A 20149-nucleotide genomic window follows, 5' to 3' on the forward strand; every position below is an offset into this window, starting at 1 on the left:
TCTGTAACTCAGAAACTCAGCCTGTTTAGTCTTTAATTGTTCACCAGCTTCATTGAACCTTCATTATATCTTTCTCCTACATTCGGATATTTCTTCAGAATGGCATCTATGGTATCCAGATCAGATTGAGACAGCTCAATATTGGCAGCGGCAACATTTTCTTCCAGATACTTGATACGTTTGGTTCCCGGAATCGGAATGATATCATCTCCCTGATTTAGTACCCATGCTAATGCAAGCTGGGTTCCTTTCACTCCTTTGGAAGCAGCAAACTCATTAATTTCATTAGCCAGTTTTGTATTATTTTCAAGATATTCCTGCTGATAACGGGGTAATGATTTTCTGAAATCATCTTCTCCAAGGTTCTGCACTTCATTAATATTAGCAAAAAGGCCTCTCGCCAATGGTGAATAAGGTACCAATGAAATTCCTAATTCTCTGATGGTTGGAAGAATTTCACTCTCAACATCTTTGGTTAAAATAGAATATTCTGACTGTAAAGCAGCAATCGGATGAATTTTATTGGCTTTTCTGATAGATTCTACAGAAGCTTCAGATAATCCGATATATTTCACTTTACCTGCTTTAACCAGCTCTGCCATAGCTCCTACAGTTTCTTCTACCGGAACATTCGGATCTACCCTGTGTGCATAATACAGGTCTATGGTATCTATTTTCAACCTTTGAAGGCTTAAATCTACAGCCTGTCTTATCCATTCCGGGGAACCGTCAAAATAAGTTCCCGGAGCTCCGCTATGGCTGGCTTTGCCATCTTTGAATCTGAATCCGAACTTCGTAGCAATGAAAATTTTGTCTCTGTTGGGAACCAAGACTTTCGAAATTAACTTTTCATTTTCCCCGTTGGCATACATATCTGCCGTATCCCAGAAGTTAACGCCTAAATCTAATGCTCTGTGCAAAGTACTGATACTTTCTTGCTCATCTGAAGGGCCATAAGCAAAGCTCATTCCCATACAGCCTAATCCAATAGCAGAAAGTTGTTCACCGGTGTTTCCTAATTTTTTAAATTTCATGATGGTTTTGGTTTTAAATTGATAAGGCAAAATTAGAACATGAAACAGTCACCTTTAATATAGAATTCAAACTAAGAATTATAAAAATCAAACAAGGTTTATTCTTAGTGCATTGGGAGCTATTCCAGTCTGTTTTTTAAAGTAATTGGTAAAGTAAGCGGGTTCTTCAAAGCCTAATCCATAGGCAATTTCAGCAATATTCCAGTCTGTATGGGTTAGCAGGGCATTTGCTTCCTGTATCACTCTTGCCGTAATCTGCTGGCTGGTAGTCTTCCCGGTAACCTCTTTCACAGAACGGTTTAAAGAATTGACATGAATGGAAAGGCTCTGTGCATAATCATTAGGAGTCTTTAATTTCAAAAAAGCTTCCGGACTGTCAATGGGAAACTGTCTTTCCAGCAACTCCATAAATAAAGAGGCAACCCTTTGGGAGGCGTTCTGATAAGGCTCAAATGTTTCGGCGGGATGCATTTTCATCGTTTCATGGATCATCAGATGGAGGTAGGCTCTCAGCATATCATATTTGTGAACATAGTCCGATTCAATTTCCGTCATCATTTTGGTATACAAATCTGAAAGCACCTCCTGCTGCTCTTTTTCCAAAAAGAAAACAGGAGTTCCGCCAATTTTAAACAATGGTGAATCCTGAAGATTCCCCAAACGGCTTCCATTCTGTAAAAATGATTCTGTAAAAAGGCAGAACCAGCCTTTCTGATCATCATCCTCAGCTTCCCAGGAATAAGGGACAATAGGATTGGAAAACAACAGAGCAGGACGGTCTACATAAATCCATTTATCTGCGTAATGAAGCTTGCCCTTTCCTATAATCAGTGAAATTTTATAATAATCTCTTCTGCTGTACGGCGATAACAGGGAACAGTGTTCCCGTGAAAACACATTAAAGTGTCCCATTTTGTTTACTCCCAGGCATAGAGACGTAAAGTCCGGAGCATTCCGTTCGTAAAAGCCTTGTAATGATTCGTTGGATTCCATATCCCAAAGTTATAAAATTCAAACAAAATAAGAAATAGATTTCTCTGAACGGGTAAACATCCCTATAGCTATACTATTCATAAAAAATGGCCGGCACGAATGCCAGCCATTTTAATAGTGATATATAATAATTGATAATGGTTAATCCCAGTCACCATGATGCCCATGGTTATGTTTGTTTTGTTTTTTGTAATATTTATCTCTTTCTTTATAATATTTTTCCTGCTCTTTACGGTATTTTTTATAATCGTTTTTCCTTCCGTAAACAATAACAGGGTTTTCTCCTCTGTAATATTTCTTTTTAAAAATAATATACTTTTCTCTGCCAAGGATTCTTTCCAGCTCTGAATATCTGTCTCCTCTCCATCTTCCAGGTTCTACAACGTATACTCTGTTCCATGAATTATAATCACGATATCTATCATTTAATGCATAAATCTGATTAGCCTGTGTAGTAGAAAGTAACAAATCTGCAACTACTGTCTGCCAGTTAATATCTGAAATACTTCTTCTGTAATCATTATAATAATCCGATTGGGCGTAGCTTAGGCTGAATGTACCCATCAAAAATATGGTTAGCAATAACTTTTTCATTTCATTCCTCTTTTAAATTAAACATCAAGACATAGTCAATTAAAGTGCCAAATTATTGTTCGTAATTCACAATATTTGTTAACAAAAAATGTAAATAATTGATTATCTTATAAATAATTTGTCAATTTCAATACAATTTATGATCTTTAATTGTAAGTGAACGGTGATTTTATTGTTCTGAGTATTATTAAACAGAGATATGTATGGAAGATTTAAGGTTCATAGTTTAAAGTTTATACTTACTTATGATTAGGAGTTTAGATTTCCCTTAAACCACTGATAAAATGGAAAGTTTTAAATTTTAGCAAAGCCCGATGGAATTGATTTCTTTGTAATCGCAGACTAAAACTCATTTCTATTGATATTGACATGAATAATAGCTGTACATCTTTTATCTTTTATCTTCTTATAAAATTCGTTAAGATTCCCAAAAACTATTATTCCATATTAAATAATTTTGTAATTTTAAAGAAGGGAACGCTTTCAGCAGTTCTCAATATTATTATTTTATCAACCAAATCTCAGTAATTATGGAAAATATAAAATTTATGGTATCTCCATATCAGGATGAACTGCAATTGTTTATTGATGAGAAAAAAGCGGGTTATATGTCCATAGAGGTTGACGGAAGACTTCTTATTGTATATTATACGAAGCTTGATGAAGAACGCGAGGGTAAAGGCTATGCCAAATTACTGCTGGATGAGCTGGTTCGTTATGCAGAAGAAAAAGATTTGCTTGTAGACCCGGAATGTGATTTTGTACGTCAGCAGTTTGAAAATCATCCAAGAAGATACAAAGACATCTGGCATGCTTAATCAGTCTTCCCACCAGGTTGTAAACTGTTGATCACTTTGATTCAGATCTACCACTTCTCCGATTTTCGGAGTAAGGATATCTAATTCTTTTTCTTTACCTAAACTGGTTATTTTTTGTAAAGGCTCATTCCATGGATGCAATGCAAGGGCAAATTTAGCAGCGTGTACCGGAATAATGTGTCTGGCATTGATGTCTATAGCCGCCTGAATAGTATCTTCAGGTAAGGTATGAATATATCGCCACGCTTCACCATATTGTCCGTTTTCAAGAATTGCATAATCAAAAGGGCCATGTTTCTCTCCAATCATTTTAAAATGGGCATCATAGCCACTGTCACCACCTATAAAGATTTTCTTTGTAGGAGTTTCCAGCACATAGGAAGTCCAAAGTGTATCGTTCTGTTTCACCCTTCTGCCAGAAAAATGCCTGGCTGGTGTAAAGACTAACCTGATGTTATTTTTTAATATAACTTCTGTTCCCCATTCTTCTTCAATGAGTTGTTCTTCTGTATATCCCCAACGTTCCAGATGCGCTCCTACTCCTAATGGAGCAACAGCCATTCCTGTCCGTTCTTTAATTGATTTAACTGTAGGATAATCCAGATGGTCAAAATGATCGTGGGTAATAACCAGATAATCAAGGCTGGGAATATCCTGAGGAGTAAAGATATCAGATCCTTTAAAAGCTTTATTAAAATATCTGAAAGGAGAACCATATAAACTCAATACAGGATCTATTAAAAATGAAATGCCATCTGTCTGTAAATAATATGAGGAATGCCCTAACCAGATGAAAACATCTGTATTTTTATCTAAGCTTTTCAGATCTGTATGGATAGAAGGAATTTCTTTTAAGGGCTTCAGCAGCGGATGTTTTTTTCCTAAAATGAAATCATAGGTAACCTTTGTCATTTTATATCCTTCAGCCAGAGATGGTGTAGGGCTGATATTCTGAAACTGTTTATTCCTGTAAAGTTTCGACTGTCTTATACGGTCTAATCGCTTTCCTTTGGGAACAGCTCCAAATGCGGGACTATTAATGACTATAAAATAGATTGCTGCCAATATAATCACAACTGCAAGGATCCAATACATCATCTGTAAATATAAATACCAAAGGTACCAACTTTTCGTCTTACATAAAAATAAGAAGCGTCTGAGCACGTTTTTTAACTAAATTTATCATGGTTTTCAAAAAAATTATTATTAATTTAAGTGATGGTTAATTATAAACTATCTATTTTAGCGGCTTAAAAAAACTCAAAGATCTATTGAAAAATTACTCGGTAATATTTATTCTGGCCATGCTTTCCTCATGTTCATCTATCAGGAGGCATAATGAACAGCGGGCTTCATGTATTCCCCCGGAGCAGCTTAAGGAAGATGTTGATTTTGCCTATTCTAAACTTCAGCAGATGCATCCACAGCTATATTGGTATATTCCCAAGAAGGAATTGGAACTAAAGTTTGACAGCCTTAAGCAAACCATTAATGAACCGCTTACCCCGCTCCAGTTTTATTTTAAGCTTCAGCCTGTTATTGCCGGAATCCGGGAAGGGCATCTGTCTTTAAGAATCCCTAGAAAAAAATTCACAAAAAAGGAAATTAAAACTTTAGAACATAAAAAAGGACTGTTCAGCAGGTTTGAATACTATATTTCCGGTGATCAGATGTATATTACGGAAAACAGGGACTCTATTGAACATATCCAGCCAGGAACCGAAATTCTGTCTATAAATCATATTCCCGTTTCAGAATATATCAAAAAATACAGAAACCTTATCAGCAGTGACGGATACAATACAACCTTCCAACCCTATTTTTTAAAGGATCTGTTCTTTAATTATTATACAGCGGAAAACGGACTTGCAGACAGGGCAATCCTTGAAACCCTTTATAAAGGTGAGAAACATACTTATACTTTAAGCCGGGAATCAAAATCCGACTCTGATCTTGAAAAAGATAAGGAAATGAATAAACGCACCCAGGAAAGAAAACTTAATGACTATGTTGCGGCCAGTAATTCTTACAACCGGAGCTTCAAATTCCTAGATAAAGACAGCACTGTTGCCTATATCAAGGTGAAAAGCTTTTCAAGGGAATATTCAGATGAGTTTTATAAAAAGACATTTGCAAAGATTAAAAAAGCAAAGTCAGATTACCTCATCATAGATGTCCGTAATAATTACGGAGGTTCTCTTTATGAGATCAACAATCTGTATTCTTATCTTACGAATAAACCCTTTACCCTGATAAAACCCTCTCAGGTAACCTCAAGGGATATCCCGCTAAGAACTAATTATTTCAGGAAAAGTAATCCGCTGGACTATGCTATTAAGAGTATTTCTTACCCAAGTTATTTTTTTGCCCAGGCTTTCAGTACTTATAAAAAAGATGGAAAGGTTTTCTATAAGATGAAAGCTGACAAACCTACGAAGCCCAATAAAGAAGCTTTTCACGGTAAAGTTTTTGTCCTTATCAATGGTGGAAGCTTTTCTGCCTCATCTATTATTACAGCAAAGCTTAAAAATGATAAAAGAGCCACTCTTGTAGGTGAAGAAACGGGAGGAGCCAATGACGGAACAGTAGCCGGCTTCTATTCATACCAAAAACTTCCGAATTCTGAAATAAGATTTCCTATCGGGCTGCTTCTGGTACAACCGAATATTGATTTCTCCGATACTAAAAAAGGAGTTACTCCTGATATAGAGATCAAAGAAAATTTACAGGATATCATTGATAAAAAGGATCCGCAGCTGGATTGGATCAGAAATGAAATTGGAAAAGAAAAAGCGGCTAAGCATTAATTTTGAGGAAGAAAAAGTTGAAAACCATTTCTTTTATTTACAATACCCTTATTTCAATCACTTTATACATATCAATAGGTTTCGGCGGGCTTTCAGCCCGCCGAAACTGTTTAAAATAGAAATTTTTATTCTGTATTAAGTACTGTAAGGGATCAGGACTAAAAAATATAGTCTGTACTTAAAAAGTTTGAATCATGTTCCCTTACAATGGTATTCAGCAATTCTTTATTAGAGTCTGTAAGCTTTGCAGCTACCAGTGATCTGATTGAGAATGAGCGCAAGGCATCAAAAACGGAAAGTGTACCTTCTGCACTGTCTTTTCTTCCGGTAAAAGGGAATACATCCGGCCCACGCTGTGCCTGGCAGTTGATATTGACACGGCTTACCAGATTCACAAAAGGATCAATTAATTGTGCAACTTCCTGTGGATCTTCACTGAAAATACTTACCTGCATACCGTGGGAAGCGTTAACCTGATATTCAATAGGTTCTTCAATATCATCAAACGGAACTACCGGAATTACCGGACCGAACTGTTCTTCATGATACAGTTTCATATCATTGTTTACAGGGTAAACCACTGCTGGGAAGACAAAGGATTCTTCTGTATAGCCGCCGTCCTTATTTAAAATTGCGGCTCCTTTCTGCAGAGCATCTTCAATACATTCTCTAAGATAAGGCGGCTTATTCACTTCCGGAAGCGGGGTTACTTTCACCTCTTTTTCCCATGGCAGGCCTGCTTTTAGTGCAGAAACAGCTTCGCTAAGCTTCTCTGTGAATTCAAGGGCTACCTCTTTCTGAACAAATATCAGCTTCAGGGCTGTACAACGCTGTCCGTTGAAAGAAAGGGCTCCTAAAATACATTCACTAACCGCCACATCAAGATTGGCATTTTTAGTAACAATAGCTGCATTTTTAGCATCCAGGCTTAAAATAGCCCTTAGACGGTTTACTTTTGGGTGCAGCTTTTTCAGTCCATTCGCTACTTTACTTGACCCGATAAAAGCAAGGACATTCACTTTTCCGCTTTCCATGATGGGGGTGATAATTTCGGAGCCTTTGCCATATAAAGTGTTTACCGTTCCTTTCGGGAAGGCTTCTTTAAAGGCATCCAGTAAAGGATAATGTGCTAATACCCCGTGTTTTGGCAATTTAAACAAGATGGTATTTCCCATAATTAATGCAGGGATGAGTGTAGTAAAGATCTCATTCAAAGGGTAATTGAAAGGCCCCATGCTTAAAACCACTCCCAAAGGCGCTCTTCTGATCTGTGCAATGGTTCCTTCTGCCTGTTGGAAGCGGGAAGATTCCCTGTCCAGATCTTTTAAGGCATCAATGGTTTGGTTGATGTAATCTACAGTACGGTCAAATTCCTTGGTAGAATCTGCCAGTGTTTTCCCAATTTCCCACATCAGCAGTTTAATAATCAGATCACGCTGCCGGATCATCAGATACACAAATTTCTGCATACATTTGATTCTGCCTTCCACAGACATGGTAGGCCATTCACCAAGACCGTTATCATAAGCTTTTACGCAGGCTTCAAGAACTTCCATGGCTTCTTCAGGGCCAATGTTCGGGACACTGCCCAACAATTTTCTTTCCAAACCGTTTTCTGTAGGGATACAGACAGGGGAATAAATATTCTGTGTTTCTCCTTTCCATTCTACCAGCTCGCCATTCAGAAGATAAACTTTCTGATGAATCTCGGGTACTTTATATTCTTCGGGAATTTCGTTTTCGTATTTAAAAATATTTTGAAATGATGCATTGTTTGCTGAACTCATATTTTTAGTATTTAATAATTTGAATCTGAAGTTTTGAAGAATAAAGGTAGACGTAAAAATTGATTCTAAGAATAAGTATTCAATAGATTTGCTCTATTAAAGCGCTATTTGAATGAAAATTAACTCACCCAACTGAAAAAAACAATAATTTTGTTAAAAATAAATTTTCAATGTTATCAAAAATAGTTTTCAGTACGGTATTCTTTTTCTCAGCAATGGGTTTTGCCCAAAAATCTAAACCCATTAATACTGTTTTATTGAAAGGAACGCCTGTACGTACTTATTCCAAATTACCGGATGTAAACAAACCGGCTCCTAAATTTACCCTTACGGATGTTAATATGAACGATCAGAGCCTGGATGCATATAAAGGCAGATATGTGATTCTGAATATCTTCCCAAGTGTAGATACGGGCGTTTGCTCTGCATCTGTTCACCATTTCAATGAAGAAGCAGGAAACCTTCCCAATACGGTAGTTCTTTGTATTTCTAAGGATTTACCTTTTGCTCAAAAGAGATTCTGCGGGGCTGAGGGAATCAACAATGTTGTAATGCTTTCGGATTTCCGCTCAGATTTCGGGTGGAATTATGGGGTGGAAATGATAGAATCTCCCATGAAAGGGCTTCTCAGCAGAGCTGTTGTGGTAATTGATCCTTCCGGAACTATTATCTATGAAGAACAGGTACCGGATATATCCCAGGAACCCAACTATGCAGCGGCAATTCAGGCTGTGAAACAATAAATTAAAAACTCCGACAACCTTTCTGTTATCGGAGTTTTTTATTATTCTTATCTGAGTTCCCTTTTTTTAGTCGTAACTATAATTGCACCATTTTTAGCTTCTTCACCATATTTTTCTACTGCTTCTTTTGCTGTAAAACTATTGACTGTCGCAATACTCTCCGGTTTTATCACCCGTAATTCTTCTATAGAAATCTTTTTACCATCCAATACAACCAACGGCCTGTTTTGCGGTGTTAAGGCGGGAGCTCCAATTCTTAAGGTTGAATTCCTGTTGAAAGGATCTGCGGATAAGACATTCATCTTAACTCCGGGTACTTTTTCTGAAACTTTTGTCTTTTCCAATTTTGTTTCCTGTGCATTCACGGTAGCTGTAAAACTTCCAAATGCCAACAGCCCCAACGCCAGTTTACTTACTAATGAAAAATTCAGATCCACGTTTAACTGATCTTCCCGAAATCTTCCGCAAATATCTTTATCAGAATCAAAAGTATTAATCAGCTCTTCATCTGAAAAATTTGAAAAATCATGAACTGTTTTGGAGCAAACGGAGCAGAATTTTCCTTTTTCAGAAGCAGCCATGCTATCCCAATTTTCATGACAAGGTCTGGGTATGGTAATTTTCATAACAGGTCTTTTTATTATAAAGATGCTTAGGTTATGAAAAAGGTTGGAAAGCTATATAATGTTTGTAAACAAATCTGTATTAATAACGGAATGAAGATTTAAATTGAAGATTGCAAAGGCTTCTAACGAAATCTAAATCTCAACCACCATTTCCCCATCCTTCAACACCATATACTCCTGTCCAATTTCCGAAGAAATTCTTTCCAAATCATTCTCATCAAACAATTGCGGGATATAACATTTCTCATGAGTAAACAATCCGTAATGTATAGGAACCAGCTTTTTAGCATGTAAAAGATGAGCTGCTGCAAAAGCTTCCTTCAGATTGAGAGAAGCAGGAACAGGGCTGTATTCCAATCCGATAATTTCAAAATTGACTACCACACCATTTACCGGTAAAAATGCATAATCTATGTTGGGATTTTCCTTACCGAGCTTCCAGAACTGGTTATGCCAGATGGTATCTCCACCATGAAAGATCTTGGTGGCTGCATCTTCTACAATCCAGGAAGACTGTATTTCTCCCACTCCATCCATCGCAAATACGGGTTTGAAGGTAATATTATTTTCCGTAAAGATTTCATTAAGATCAAGAACAATGATCTCCACATTATCCAAAATTTTTCTTACTACAGCTTCAAGACCTTTGTATACGATCAGTTTTCCGCCTTTTTTTAAACATTTTCGGATAACTCCTTTATCAAAATGATCGAGATGCATATGCGTAAACAGAATGTAATCTGCTTGTACATGATCTGAAAATTCTATAAGATTTTCCACCGCATCACCTAAAACGGGCTTATAGAACGAATAATCTTCTACAGCGTCTATTAAGATGGTTTTGTTATTTGAAATGAGTTTTACTCCTGCCCAGTTTAGTTTTTGTATTTCCATAATTTCTTTTTTCACAAAGTAAGAGACTTCCGAAGGGCTAGTCAATAAACAAAAGTTAATTAATTCAGGCAGTGAATATGGAAGATAGTTATCGTTTTATAGCTTCTATTTCTTTTCTTTGAAGTGAGGACTTTTTTTAAACGCAAAGTTTTTATTTATTATGCTGCAGAGTCTAAGAGTGCAAAGAAGACGGCTAAGCCGTTGACTAAGTTAATGGTAAGTGTACGCTTCATCAAATCAATTGAAAATCGATTCACATTTTGCTTATTTTAAATTGAAACTTTGCATTTATAAAAAACAGGATTAACTCTCATTAAAAGTATGAGCTCATTTATTATTCTGTTGATAACTTACAGCTCCCATCTTCAAACTTACAGCCTTTAAGTAATCCTCTTTCTGATTCTGCTCAAAGAGATAGGAGTAATTCCAATATAGGAAGCCAGGTATTTTAAAGGAATATTCTGGATATAATGAGATTTGTTGGCTAACAAATATTCATAAAGATCCTGAGGTGTATTTTTGAGTAAAAGCATTTCCCGCTTCATGGCAGCGTGTAGCTTTCTGCTCAGGTAGTAGTTTTGTACAAAGCGGCATTCAGGATTTACAGTGAACATTTCCTTTACTTCGGCTAAAGTAATTTCCCAGGCAAGACCATTGCTGATGGATTCATAAATTCCTTCGGAGCCGTTATTTCCTACGGTAAAAATATCACCGGGGAAATAAAACTCTGCACAAACTTCGGTATCAATGTCTGATGAGCCGCTGATATAATATTTACGGACAAGCCCATCTTCAAGAAGATAGGCTTTATTGTCCGAGAATATGTTTTTCTTTGAAAACTCAACCTCAGCAAATCTTTCCCAAACAGGATCATTATCCTCTACATTGAGGTGTGAAAACAGTTTTTTATTAATATTTGCCAATGCTGAATTGTTTATAGTTTACAGTAAATTTTCATCTACAAGATTCGGAAGAGTCACTTTTAAATTAGGCTCAATTTCCATGGCTCTTTTGATCGCAAAAATAGCCCCTTCATTTCTTGCCCAGCTTCTTCTTGATATTCCGTTGTTAACATCCCAGAAAAGCATAGACTTTAATCTCCTGTCGGCATCATCACTCCCGTCCAGCAGCATTCCGAAACCTCCATTGATGACTTCTCCCCAGCCTACACCGCCTCCATTATGAATGGAAACCCATGTTGCTCCACGGAAACTGTCGCCAATAACATTGTGAATGGCCATATCAGCAGTAAATCTTGAGCCATCATAGATATTGGAAGTTTCTCTGTAAGGAGAATCTGTTCCTGAAACATCGTGATGATCCCTACCCAATACTACAGGCCCTATTTCACCACTTTTTATTGCTTTATTGAAGGCTTCAGCAATCTTCATTCTTCCTTCGGCATCAGCATACAGGATTCTTGCCTGTGAACCAACTACCAGCTTATTTTCCTGCGCCCCTTTGATCCACTGGATATTATCCTTCATTTGCTGTTGGATCTCTTCCGGAGAATTTTTAATAATTTCCTCCAATACTGCACACGCAATATCATCGGTTTTCTGTAAATCTTCCGGTTTTCCGCTTGTACATACCCAACGGAACGGTCCGAACCCATAATCGAAACACATAGGTCCCATAATATCCTGAACATAACTTGGATATTTAAATTCTCTCCCTAATGTTGGGTTCTCGGCCATTACATCAGCTCCGGCTCTGGAAGCTTCCAGTAAAAAAGCATTCCCATAATCGAAGAAATATGTTCCTTTTTCTGTATGTTTATTGATGGCTGCAGCATGTCTTCTTAATGTTTCCTGAACTTTTTCTTTGAATAATTCAGGATCTTCAGCCATCATTTTATTAGATTCTTCAAAACTTTGTCCTACCGGATAATATCCACCAGCCCAAGGATTATGAAGCGAAGTCTGGTCTGATCCGATGTCAATTCTTAAATTTTCCTGGTCAAATTTCTCCCAGACATCAACCACATTTCCAAGATAAGCTAAAGAAACAGTTTCTTTGTTTGCCTGTGCTTCTCTTACTCTTCTTACCAGCTCATCAAGATCTTCATGAATTTCGTTCACCCATTTCTGATCGTGACGGATTTTAGTGATTTTGGGGTTTACTTCTGCACATACTGTAACACAACCGGCAATATTCCCTGCTTTTGGCTGAGCCCCACTCATTCCTCCTAACCCGGAAGTCACAAAAAGACCTCCTTTGGGATCTTTATTGATCTTTCTGAAAGCGTTTAAAGCAGTAATAGTTGTTCCGTGAACAATTCCCTGCGGGCCAATGTACATATAACTTCCTGCAGTCATTTGCCCATACTGCGTTACCCCAAGAGCATTGAATTTTTCCCAATCATCCGGTTTGGAATAGTTTGGGATCATCATTCCGTTGGTTACTACTACTCTTGGTGCATCTTTATGAGATGGGAACAACCCCATCGGGTGTCCTGAATACATCACCAAAGTCTGCTCGTTGGTCATCTCAGACAGATATTTCATGGTCAGCAGATATTGTGCCCAGTTAGAGAACACAGCGCCATTTCCACCATAAGTAATCAGTTCGTGAGGATGCTGCGCTACTGCATAATCCAAATTGTTCTGAATCATTAACATAATTGCCTTTGCCTGCTCAGATTTCCCCGGATACTCTTCAATAGATCTTGCTTTCATCTCATAATCCGGACGGAAACGATACATATAAATTCTTCCGTAATCCTCCAGTTCCTGTTTAAATTCAGGAATCAACTCTGCGTGAAACTTAGAATTAAAATAACGTAAAGCATTCTTTAATGCCAGTTTTTTCTCTTCTTCTCCTAAAATTTCTTTACGCTTTGGAGCATGGTTAATATTGGTTTCGTAAGGTTTTGGCTGTGGCAGCTGATCAGGAATCCCCTGCTGTATCTGTTCTTGAAATGTCATATTGCTATTTAAAGTTCTATGTTTTAGACAATGTTTGAAGTTTTAAAGATATTCAAATTAAGAAATATAGGCAACAAAAGAGGGGAAAAGGAAAGTTTAAAACAATGATTTGGCAAAAAAGCTGATTATTAATCCTGTGAAAATATATTCAACAGTATATTTTAAATACTATATTTGAAAAGAAGCACTCACATTCCCCTCCAGAGGAGGGGAATTTCTTCTTACAGAATAAGGTGATCATCCGAAAATAAAAAAACCTCACTGAAAATCAGCAAGGCAAATATTTTATATGGGTAAATTTAAGTTAAAACATCATTATTCTCTTCTTCATGATCGTCCTCATTATCACTGAGGCTCCAATAATTGTTCTCTTCATCTTCCGCCCCAATTTCTTCCATTTCATCATCATCGTCTGCCCCGGGAATATCAAGGCCCTTATCTATTTTGTCTTCATCCGTATCTTCATCAAATATAGGATTTCCGTCTCCATCAAGCGAGATATGTTTCTCTCTTTTGAATATATCTTCATTAGGATCATAATCCATACGTTCAAGTCTTTTATTCTGCTCGTTAATATTGTTTTCCGGTGCCATGATATTTAGATTTTAAGATTCTCTGTATTCAGAACAAAAATAATTCCAAGTTATGATGAATGATGATAATATATTTCAGGATTAGCACAGTTGAGCATCTCTTCTCCTTTTGAAAAGGCAATAATATTCTCGGCAGCCAGTATAGCCATTCCGTTTCTGGCTTCAACGGTAGCAGAACCAATATGTGGCAGTATACATACACTCGATAACTCCAGGAGAGGATTATCTTCAGCCATGGGCTCCGGATTGGTTACATCAAGACCTGCACCCCAGATTTTCCCTTCGGTTAATGCATTATATAAATCCTGTTCCTGGTGAAAACCTCCTCTTGCTGTGTTGATAAAAATAGCATTAGGACTCATCTTTTCAAATACTGATTCATTAAAAAGATCTTTATGTTCAGGGGTAAAATTGGCATGAATACTCAATACATCTGAATTCCTGACCAATTCATCAAAGGAAACATACGTTGCCTTAAGCTCTCTTTCGGCTTCTTCATTACGATGGCGGTTGTGATAAATGATCTCCATATCAAATGCTTTTTTACATTTTTCAGCCATCTGAAAACCGATTCTTCCTAATCCGAAAATACCGAGTGTTTTACCATAAAGCTCCTGTCCCAAAGCATGCAAAGGATCAAAAGCATCCCAGCCTCCTTCTTTTACTTTTTGAAAATTATAACTTGCCCTTCTTGCTACCGACTGCATCAGTAAAAAGGCCACATCAGAGGTCGCTCTGCTTAGCACATCCGGTGTATTTCCAATGGGAATATTCCTTTGATTGGCCTCTTTAATATCAACATGGTCAAATCCTACAGAATACAATGCAATGGCTTTAACGTTGGGACAGGCTTCGAAAAATTCCTTATCATACCTGAAATCAGTACCAATACTCAGAATGGTATCAGTATTTTGACAATACCGCAGCCATTCCTCATAAGTAAGATTTTCGCTTTCAGGAAGTGCAACCTGCAAGCCAGCTTCTTCTAACATATGGATTCCAATCTCAGGAATTCTTTTATTAATAAAGACTTTCATTGTTATTGATCTCAGTTTAAATAAAAAACCTCACTTGCAGAAAGTAAGGTTATTGAACTTTAATATTAAAAATTATTTCTTCTAATCAGAATGGTTCTTATTCTTTTCCCAAGCCTCAGAAGCAATTTCCTGAATTTCTTCCCAAACTTCTTTTGCTGACTTTTGTGCATGGGACATAAAGCCTTGTTTTGTTGCTTCCTGATTCTTGCTTTTCATATCGTTAATATAATCCTTCGCCTGCTGGGAATAGCTTTCTATACTATATCCGGGATTATTATGCAGGTTTTTCTGAAGGTTACTAAAATCATGTGACGCTTTGAATCTGTTCGTATCCATAATCATAAGATTTTAAGTGGGTTTGTTTAGAAAGGAATCCAATTTCTGTTCCGAAAAGCTCTAAAAATGTATTAAAAAAACTTTAAATTATGCAAAACCCCATCACCACAAATGATACTGTATGAAAGTTCACGGAAAAGTTTTATTTCCACTTGAACATATTAACTATAACTGTACATTTATTGTATACGGTCATTCGGCAGCCTGCACAAAGAACTGGTGTTTGAGACCAGTGTTTCTACCAATTCAGGGAATTGACAAGTATTCTTTAGCTTCAAGCTTATGAAAGTTTTATTGATTGGTGCTTCCCAGCATGGGAACAAATTTATAGGCTCCAAATTCTTCTTTTTCAAATTCTGTAAGCCCTACTTTTGTAAACCTGTACAGCACCTGCTGATCTGTTGGGCCTAATGGGATAACCATAATTCCACCTACCTTTAACTGTTTTAACAACTCTGTAGGCAAGGTTCCGGCACCGCAGGTAACAATAATTTTATCAAAAGGAGCAAAAGTAGGCAGCCCTGCAAAACCGTCTCCAAAGCTTTGAAATTTTGGGTACAAATGAAGCTCCCTCAGCTTATTTTTAGAGAAGTCAAATAAATCTTTCTGTCTTTCTACAGTATAAACATGAGCTTTCATCGCCAATAAAACGGCTGTCTGGTATCCACATCCTGTACCAATCTCCAGTACTTTTTCACCGGCTTTCACCCGTAACAGTTCAGATTGTTCCGCCACCGTTGAAGGATGTGAAATAGTTTGATGCGCCAATATAGGGAAAGCCCTGTCTTCATAAGCAAAATCTTCAAAAATACTTTCAATGAAAAGATGCCTCGGAACTTCATTCATTGCCGAAAGTACATTTTCATCCGAAATCCCGATTTTATATCTGAGATATTCTACTAAATTCTTTCTTTTTCCTTTATGTACAAACGAATCCTGCATGTGACAAAAATAATAAATTAGATTTTAGATTTCAGAAATCAGGCAAAAGAATTATCCACAAAAATAAAGCTGTCAAAAATCTGACAGCTCTGTTTATATATTAATTCCATTTTACAACCTGCGAGGTGACATCGGTATAGGTATTATCTGCACATCTTTTTCTAACATAAAACATATAAGAAATGGTCTTATTTAAGTTTGAAAAGGCAGCATTATGCCCTGGAATAATTGGATCGCCATTTCCCGGAGCCGGTGGCGTACTACTAGTTCCTAAATAGACTTCGTATACAGAAAGACCATCATTTTCCCAGGAAACAGTGGCTGAAAAAGTAGGATCATACACAGAAGAAGTTGATGTAGTATAATTAACATACCCTGGCTTTACACAAGCGGTAGTATTTTCTGAAAGAATGGTGATTGGCCCTGCCCAATCGCTCTTGCCATCTGTTGTTCCACAGTTCTTTCTTACATACAGATCATATTTCTTCCCTTTAAATAGTGGAAGGCTGTAAGAAGTATTGTTCACTTCAGCTTTAGAGCCGGTTCCCAGAGAGAATCCCTGTTCACCATATTGTACTTCGAAAAAGCCTGTTCCCTGGGCACTATTGCTGCTCCAGGAAAAAATATTATACAGTGGCTTAAAACTTAAACTTGTTGGAGTCTCACACTTAGGTTGTGGAAGTGGGTTATTGTGTACTTCAGTGGCAATATTATCTCCAGAACCTGAACACCCTGTAGCTAATAATCCGGCTATTGATAAGACGAAATATATTTTTTTCATAGTTGATAATTTTATCGGACGCGAATTTAATACAATTCTTTTAATCGGTAAGATCTACATTCTCTACTTATCAGCTAAAAAATCCAAGTGAAAAGTCATGTATTTTTATACCATACATTCACTATCTTTACAAAAATTTAATACAGCTATGTTAAAAGCAGGTTTGGTAGGTGCCGGACACTTGGGAAAGATCCACTTAAAACTTCTTAATCAGTCAGATCGATATGAATTTATAGGTTTTCACGATAAGGATGCTGAAAACGGGAAAAAGTTAGAAGCAGAATTCGGATATAAATATTTTGAAAATTTTGATGAATTGCTTGAGCAGATCGATATGCTGGACATTGTTACTCCAACAATCTATCATTATGATTATGCATTGAAAGCAATTGCAAAAGGGCTTCATTTCTTTATTGAAAAACCAATTACCCAAACACTTGAACAGGCAGAAGAAATTCTTCGTTTATGTCAGGAAAAAGGTATTAAAGCACAGGTAGGACATGTTGAAAGATATAATCCTGCCTTCATAGCCACTAAAGAATATATCAACAACCCAATGTTTATTGAAATTCACCGTTTGGCTGAATTCAATCCACGTGGAACAGATGTTTCTGTAGTATTGGATTTGATGATCCACGACCTGGATATTTTATTAAGCATTGCAAAATCTAAAGTAAAAAGCATCCACGCAAGTGGTGTTTGTGTAGTAAGTAAAACTCCTGATATTGCCAATGCCAGAATAGAGTTTGAAAACGGATGCGTTGCTAATCTTACGACTTCCAGAATTTCAATGAAAGCTATGAGAAAGAGTAGATTTTTCCAGAAAGATGCTTATATTTCTGTAGATTTCCTTGAGAAAAAAGCAGAAGTGATCAGGATGAAAGATGCTCCGGAAAACCCCACTCCATTCGATATGATAATTGAAAATGCGGAAGGAGAGAAAAACCAGATCCTGTTTGAATATCCAAACATTCAGCCTAATAATGCGATTCTTGACGAACTGAATTCTTTTGCTGATGCTATCACCGCTGATAAAAATGTGGAGGTTTCCCTTGAAGATGGAACGGAAGCGTTAAAAGTTGCTTTGGAAATTATGAAACTGATCAGCCAAAAATAAAATATGCTGTTTCTATGAACAGCAACAGTAACAATGCTATCCTATCAATCACAAAGTGGTTATGGGATAGCATTTTTTATTGATTATTCATATTCATTTACTGATATAAAAATGAATTATTATCAATATAAAGTAGATTTTAAAACAAAAAAACAATATATTTGAACGACAGTTCAATAAACAATTGAAGAATTTTGTTTTACATATACAATGGATGCCAGCCAAAATAAGCGATCTCAATATTGATTCTTATTTTGATTCTACCTTATTTTTATAAACCCTTCTCTATAATTTAAAACCAAAACAACTATGAAAAGAGTAATCCTATTATCCGCTTTATTATTGTCTCAATTTGGGACATCACAATTATTAAAGACTTCCGGTCAAAAAATCGTTAATGATAAAGGTGAAAATATCCAATTGAGAGGCCTTGGATTGGGCGGATGGATGCTTCAGGAGGGTTATATGCTGAAAACGGCAGATTTTGCAGGGCCGCAATATAAAATCAAGGAGAAAATAGCTGAACTGATTGGTGAGGACGGAATGCAGGAGTTCTATAAAGCATATCTAAAGAATGGTATTACCAAACAGGACATTGATTTCTTGGCAAAGGCCGGATTCAACTCAATCAGGCTTCCGATGCATTACAATCTGTATACACTTCCTATAGAAAAGGAACCTGCAAAAGGTAAAGACACCTGGCTGGAAGAGGGTTTTAAAATGACAGATGACCTTCTCCAATGGTGTAAAGACAACAAAATCTATTTAATTCTTGACCTTCATGCAGCTCCTGGCGGACAGGGAAATGATGCAAATATTTCCGATAATGATAAAACGAAACCATCCCTTTGGGAAAATGAAGAGAATCAGAGAAAAACAATTGCACTCTGGAAAAAATTAGCAGAACGCTATAAAAACGAACCATGGATAGGCGGATATGATATCATTAATGAGCCTAACATCAATTTCACCGGAAAAAATCCAAATGGTACAGACGAAATGTCGAATGCTCCTCTTTGGAAATTACAGAAAGACATCACTGCTGCGATCCGTGAAGTGGATCAGAAACATATTATTTTTATTGAAGGAAACGGTTGGGGAAATAATTACAATGGCCTAATACCGATCTGGGATAACAACATGGCTTTCAGCTTCCATAAATACTGGAATGATAATGATGATAAAACCATACAATTTGCTTTAGATTTAAGAGCAAAACACAATATGCCAATCTGGCTTGGGGAAACCGGTGAAAACTCTAATGTCTGGTTTACTGAACTTATCCAGCTATTGGATAAACACAATATCGGATACGCTTTCTGGCCTATGAAAAAGATTGATAATATTGCCGGAATTACCAACGTAAGAACAACTCCTGAGTATGAAAAGCTGTTGGACTATTGGAAAAATGGTGGAGAAAAGCCATCAAAGGAATATGCAAAAAAGGCATTGATGAAAATAGCCGACAATTATAAATTCAGCCATGTGGAGGTTAAAAACGACGTTATTGATGCAATGTTCAGACAGGTAGCAGATGGTTCTACAAAACCTTTTAAGGACCATCAGGTTCCCGGAAGAATATATGCTTCAGACTATGATTTGGGAAGAATGGGTGCGGCATATCTGGATAAAGATTTTATCAACCTCTGGGTGAGTGATCCTGCTAAAAGGTCAGAATGGAATTCCGGACAGCAGATGAGAAATGATGGTGTGGATATCTATCCGTGTCATGATAAAATAACGAATCAGTATTATGTAGGAAAAACAGAAAAAGGAGAATGGCTTCAGTATACAGTGAATTCCAAAACAGCAAAAAACTATACCATCGATATCAGATATTCATCGGTCACTTCTTCAAAAGTAAGGCTGGAAGATGCTTCAGGAAAGTTATTAGCCAGTATTACACTACAGCCTACGGGTAATAATGAGAACTGGACAACATTCTCTTCGAAAAACATTCCGCTCCAGAAGGAAGAAAACAAAATCAGGATCATTTTTGAAAATGATGGCTTAAATCTGAATTATTTTGAACTGAAATAACAGGAACTCCCTTAAATTGCAGATCCCTTTTAATTCTTTAAAAGGGATTTCTTTTTAAGCCGTCTTTATAAAAAATAATT

Annotated in this window: 19 protein-coding genes; 5 read left to right on the forward strand and 14 right to left on the reverse strand. The window is 36.8% G+C overall.

What is annotated here, in order from left to right:
* Window positions 1-32 precede the first annotated feature (32 nt).
* From EG339_RS20195 to EG339_RS20205, 3 genes are all read right to left on the reverse strand, one after another.
* Window positions 33-1034: an aldo/keto reductase gene (locus EG339_RS20195; RefSeq protein ID WP_123871687.1), complete on the reverse strand. Its 1002-nt coding sequence runs from the start codon at window positions 1032-1034 to the stop codon at window positions 33-35.
* 87 nt (window positions 1035-1121) lie between these two features.
* Window positions 1122-2027 (reverse strand): helix-turn-helix domain-containing protein, encoded by a 906-nt coding sequence (locus EG339_RS20200; protein WP_123871688.1) that lies wholly within the window; start codon window positions 2025-2027, stop codon window positions 1122-1124.
* Between the two features lie 141 nt (window positions 2028-2168).
* Complete coding sequence (locus EG339_RS20205; RefSeq protein WP_123871689.1) at window positions 2169-2621, reverse strand: hypothetical protein; 453 nt, start codon at window positions 2619-2621, stop codon at window positions 2169-2171.
* A 530-nt stretch (window positions 2622-3151) separates the two neighbouring features.
* Here EG339_RS20205 and EG339_RS20210 point away from each other — a divergent pair.
* Window positions 3152-3439, forward strand: a complete 288-nt coding sequence (locus EG339_RS20210) for a GNAT family N-acetyltransferase (RefSeq protein ID WP_068943752.1) — start codon at window positions 3152-3154, stop codon at window positions 3437-3439.
* On the opposite strand, the gene EG339_RS20215 is transcribed toward EG339_RS20210, so the two are convergent.
* A complete protein-coding gene (locus tag EG339_RS20215) occupies window positions 3440-4537 on the reverse strand; it encodes an MBL fold metallo-hydrolase (protein ID WP_123871690.1) in 1098 nt (365 codons plus the stop codon).
* A gap of 173 nt (window positions 4538-4710) precedes the next feature.
* Here EG339_RS20215 and EG339_RS20220 point away from each other — a divergent pair, with 173 nt between their 5' ends.
* On the forward strand, window positions 4711-6246 hold the full coding sequence (locus EG339_RS20220; RefSeq protein ID WP_123871691.1) for a S41 family peptidase: 1536 nt from the start codon (window positions 4711-4713) through the stop codon (window positions 6244-6246).
* Between the two features lie 158 nt (window positions 6247-6404).
* Here the strand turns inward: EG339_RS20220 and EG339_RS20225 are convergent, their stop codons facing one another.
* Window positions 6405-8033: an NADP-dependent glyceraldehyde-3-phosphate dehydrogenase gene (locus EG339_RS20225; protein WP_123871692.1), complete on the reverse strand. Its 1629-nt coding sequence runs from the start codon at window positions 8031-8033 to the stop codon at window positions 6405-6407.
* A gap of 242 nt (window positions 8034-8275) precedes the next feature.
* Here EG339_RS20225 and tpx point away from each other — a divergent pair, with 242 nt between their 5' ends.
* A complete protein-coding gene (gene tpx / locus EG339_RS20230; RefSeq protein WP_378114383.1) occupies window positions 8276-8776 on the forward strand; it encodes a thiol peroxidase in 501 nt (166 codons plus the stop codon).
* Between the two features lie 47 nt (window positions 8777-8823).
* On the opposite strand, the gene EG339_RS20235 is transcribed toward tpx, so the two are convergent.
* The 9 genes from EG339_RS20235 to EG339_RS20275 all read right to left on the reverse strand — a co-directional run bounded on the left by EG339_RS20235 (window position 8824) and on the right by EG339_RS20275 (window position 16912).
* Entirely contained in the window at window positions 8824-9402 is a 579-nt protein-coding gene (locus EG339_RS20235) for a hypothetical protein (RefSeq protein ID WP_123871694.1), read from the reverse strand.
* Window positions 9403-9534: 132 nt separating this feature from the next.
* Window positions 9535-10296: an MBL fold metallo-hydrolase gene (locus EG339_RS20240; protein WP_123871695.1), complete on the reverse strand. Its 762-nt coding sequence runs from the start codon at window positions 10294-10296 to the stop codon at window positions 9535-9537.
* A gap of 380 nt (window positions 10297-10676) precedes the next feature.
* On the reverse strand, window positions 10677-11219 hold the full coding sequence (locus EG339_RS20245; RefSeq protein ID WP_123871696.1) for a Crp/Fnr family transcriptional regulator: 543 nt from the start codon (window positions 11217-11219) through the stop codon (window positions 10677-10679).
* Window positions 11220-11237: 18 nt separating this feature from the next.
* Complete coding sequence (locus tag EG339_RS20250) at window positions 11238-13223, reverse strand: urocanate hydratase (RefSeq protein WP_123871697.1); 1986 nt, start codon at window positions 13221-13223, stop codon at window positions 11238-11240.
* A 299-nt stretch (window positions 13224-13522) separates the two neighbouring features.
* Entirely contained in the window at window positions 13523-13816 is a 294-nt protein-coding gene (locus EG339_RS20255) for a hypothetical protein (RefSeq protein WP_123871698.1), read from the reverse strand.
* A 50-nt stretch (window positions 13817-13866) separates the two neighbouring features.
* Complete coding sequence (locus EG339_RS20260; protein ID WP_123871699.1) at window positions 13867-14853, reverse strand: 2-hydroxyacid dehydrogenase; 987 nt, start codon at window positions 14851-14853, stop codon at window positions 13867-13869.
* Between the two features lie 81 nt (window positions 14854-14934).
* The gene (locus EG339_RS20265) at window positions 14935-15189 is read right to left on the reverse strand and encodes a prevent-host-death protein (RefSeq protein WP_123871700.1); all 255 of its coding nucleotides are present in this window, start codon (window positions 15187-15189) and stop codon (window positions 14935-14937) included.
* A 291-nt stretch (window positions 15190-15480) separates the two neighbouring features.
* Window positions 15481-16131 (reverse strand): protein-L-isoaspartate(D-aspartate) O-methyltransferase, encoded by a 651-nt coding sequence (locus tag EG339_RS20270; protein ID WP_123871701.1) that lies wholly within the window; start codon window positions 16129-16131, stop codon window positions 15481-15483.
* Window positions 16132-16231: 100 nt separating this feature from the next.
* Window positions 16232-16912 carry a hypothetical protein gene (locus tag EG339_RS20275; protein WP_123871702.1) on the reverse strand — a complete coding sequence of 227 codons (681 nt, stop codon included), beginning with the start codon at window positions 16910-16912 and terminating at the stop codon, window positions 16232-16234.
* A gap of 148 nt (window positions 16913-17060) precedes the next feature.
* On the opposite strand from EG339_RS20275, the gene EG339_RS20280 reads away from it, so the two are divergent.
* Together EG339_RS20280 and EG339_RS20285 are read left to right on the forward strand one after the other, a co-directional pair.
* Window positions 17061-18029 (forward strand): Gfo/Idh/MocA family protein, encoded by a 969-nt coding sequence (locus tag EG339_RS20280; protein WP_123871703.1) that lies wholly within the window; start codon window positions 17061-17063, stop codon window positions 18027-18029.
* Window positions 18030-18338: 309 nt separating this feature from the next.
* Window positions 18339-20069, forward strand: a complete 1731-nt coding sequence (locus EG339_RS20285) for a cellulase family glycosylhydrolase (RefSeq protein ID WP_123871704.1) — start codon at window positions 18339-18341, stop codon at window positions 20067-20069.
* Window positions 20070-20149: the final 80 nt, after the last annotated feature.

Source organism: Chryseobacterium bernardetii (assembly GCF_003815975.1).
GTDB lineage: Bacteria > Bacteroidota > Bacteroidia > Flavobacteriales > Weeksellaceae > Chryseobacterium > Chryseobacterium bernardetii.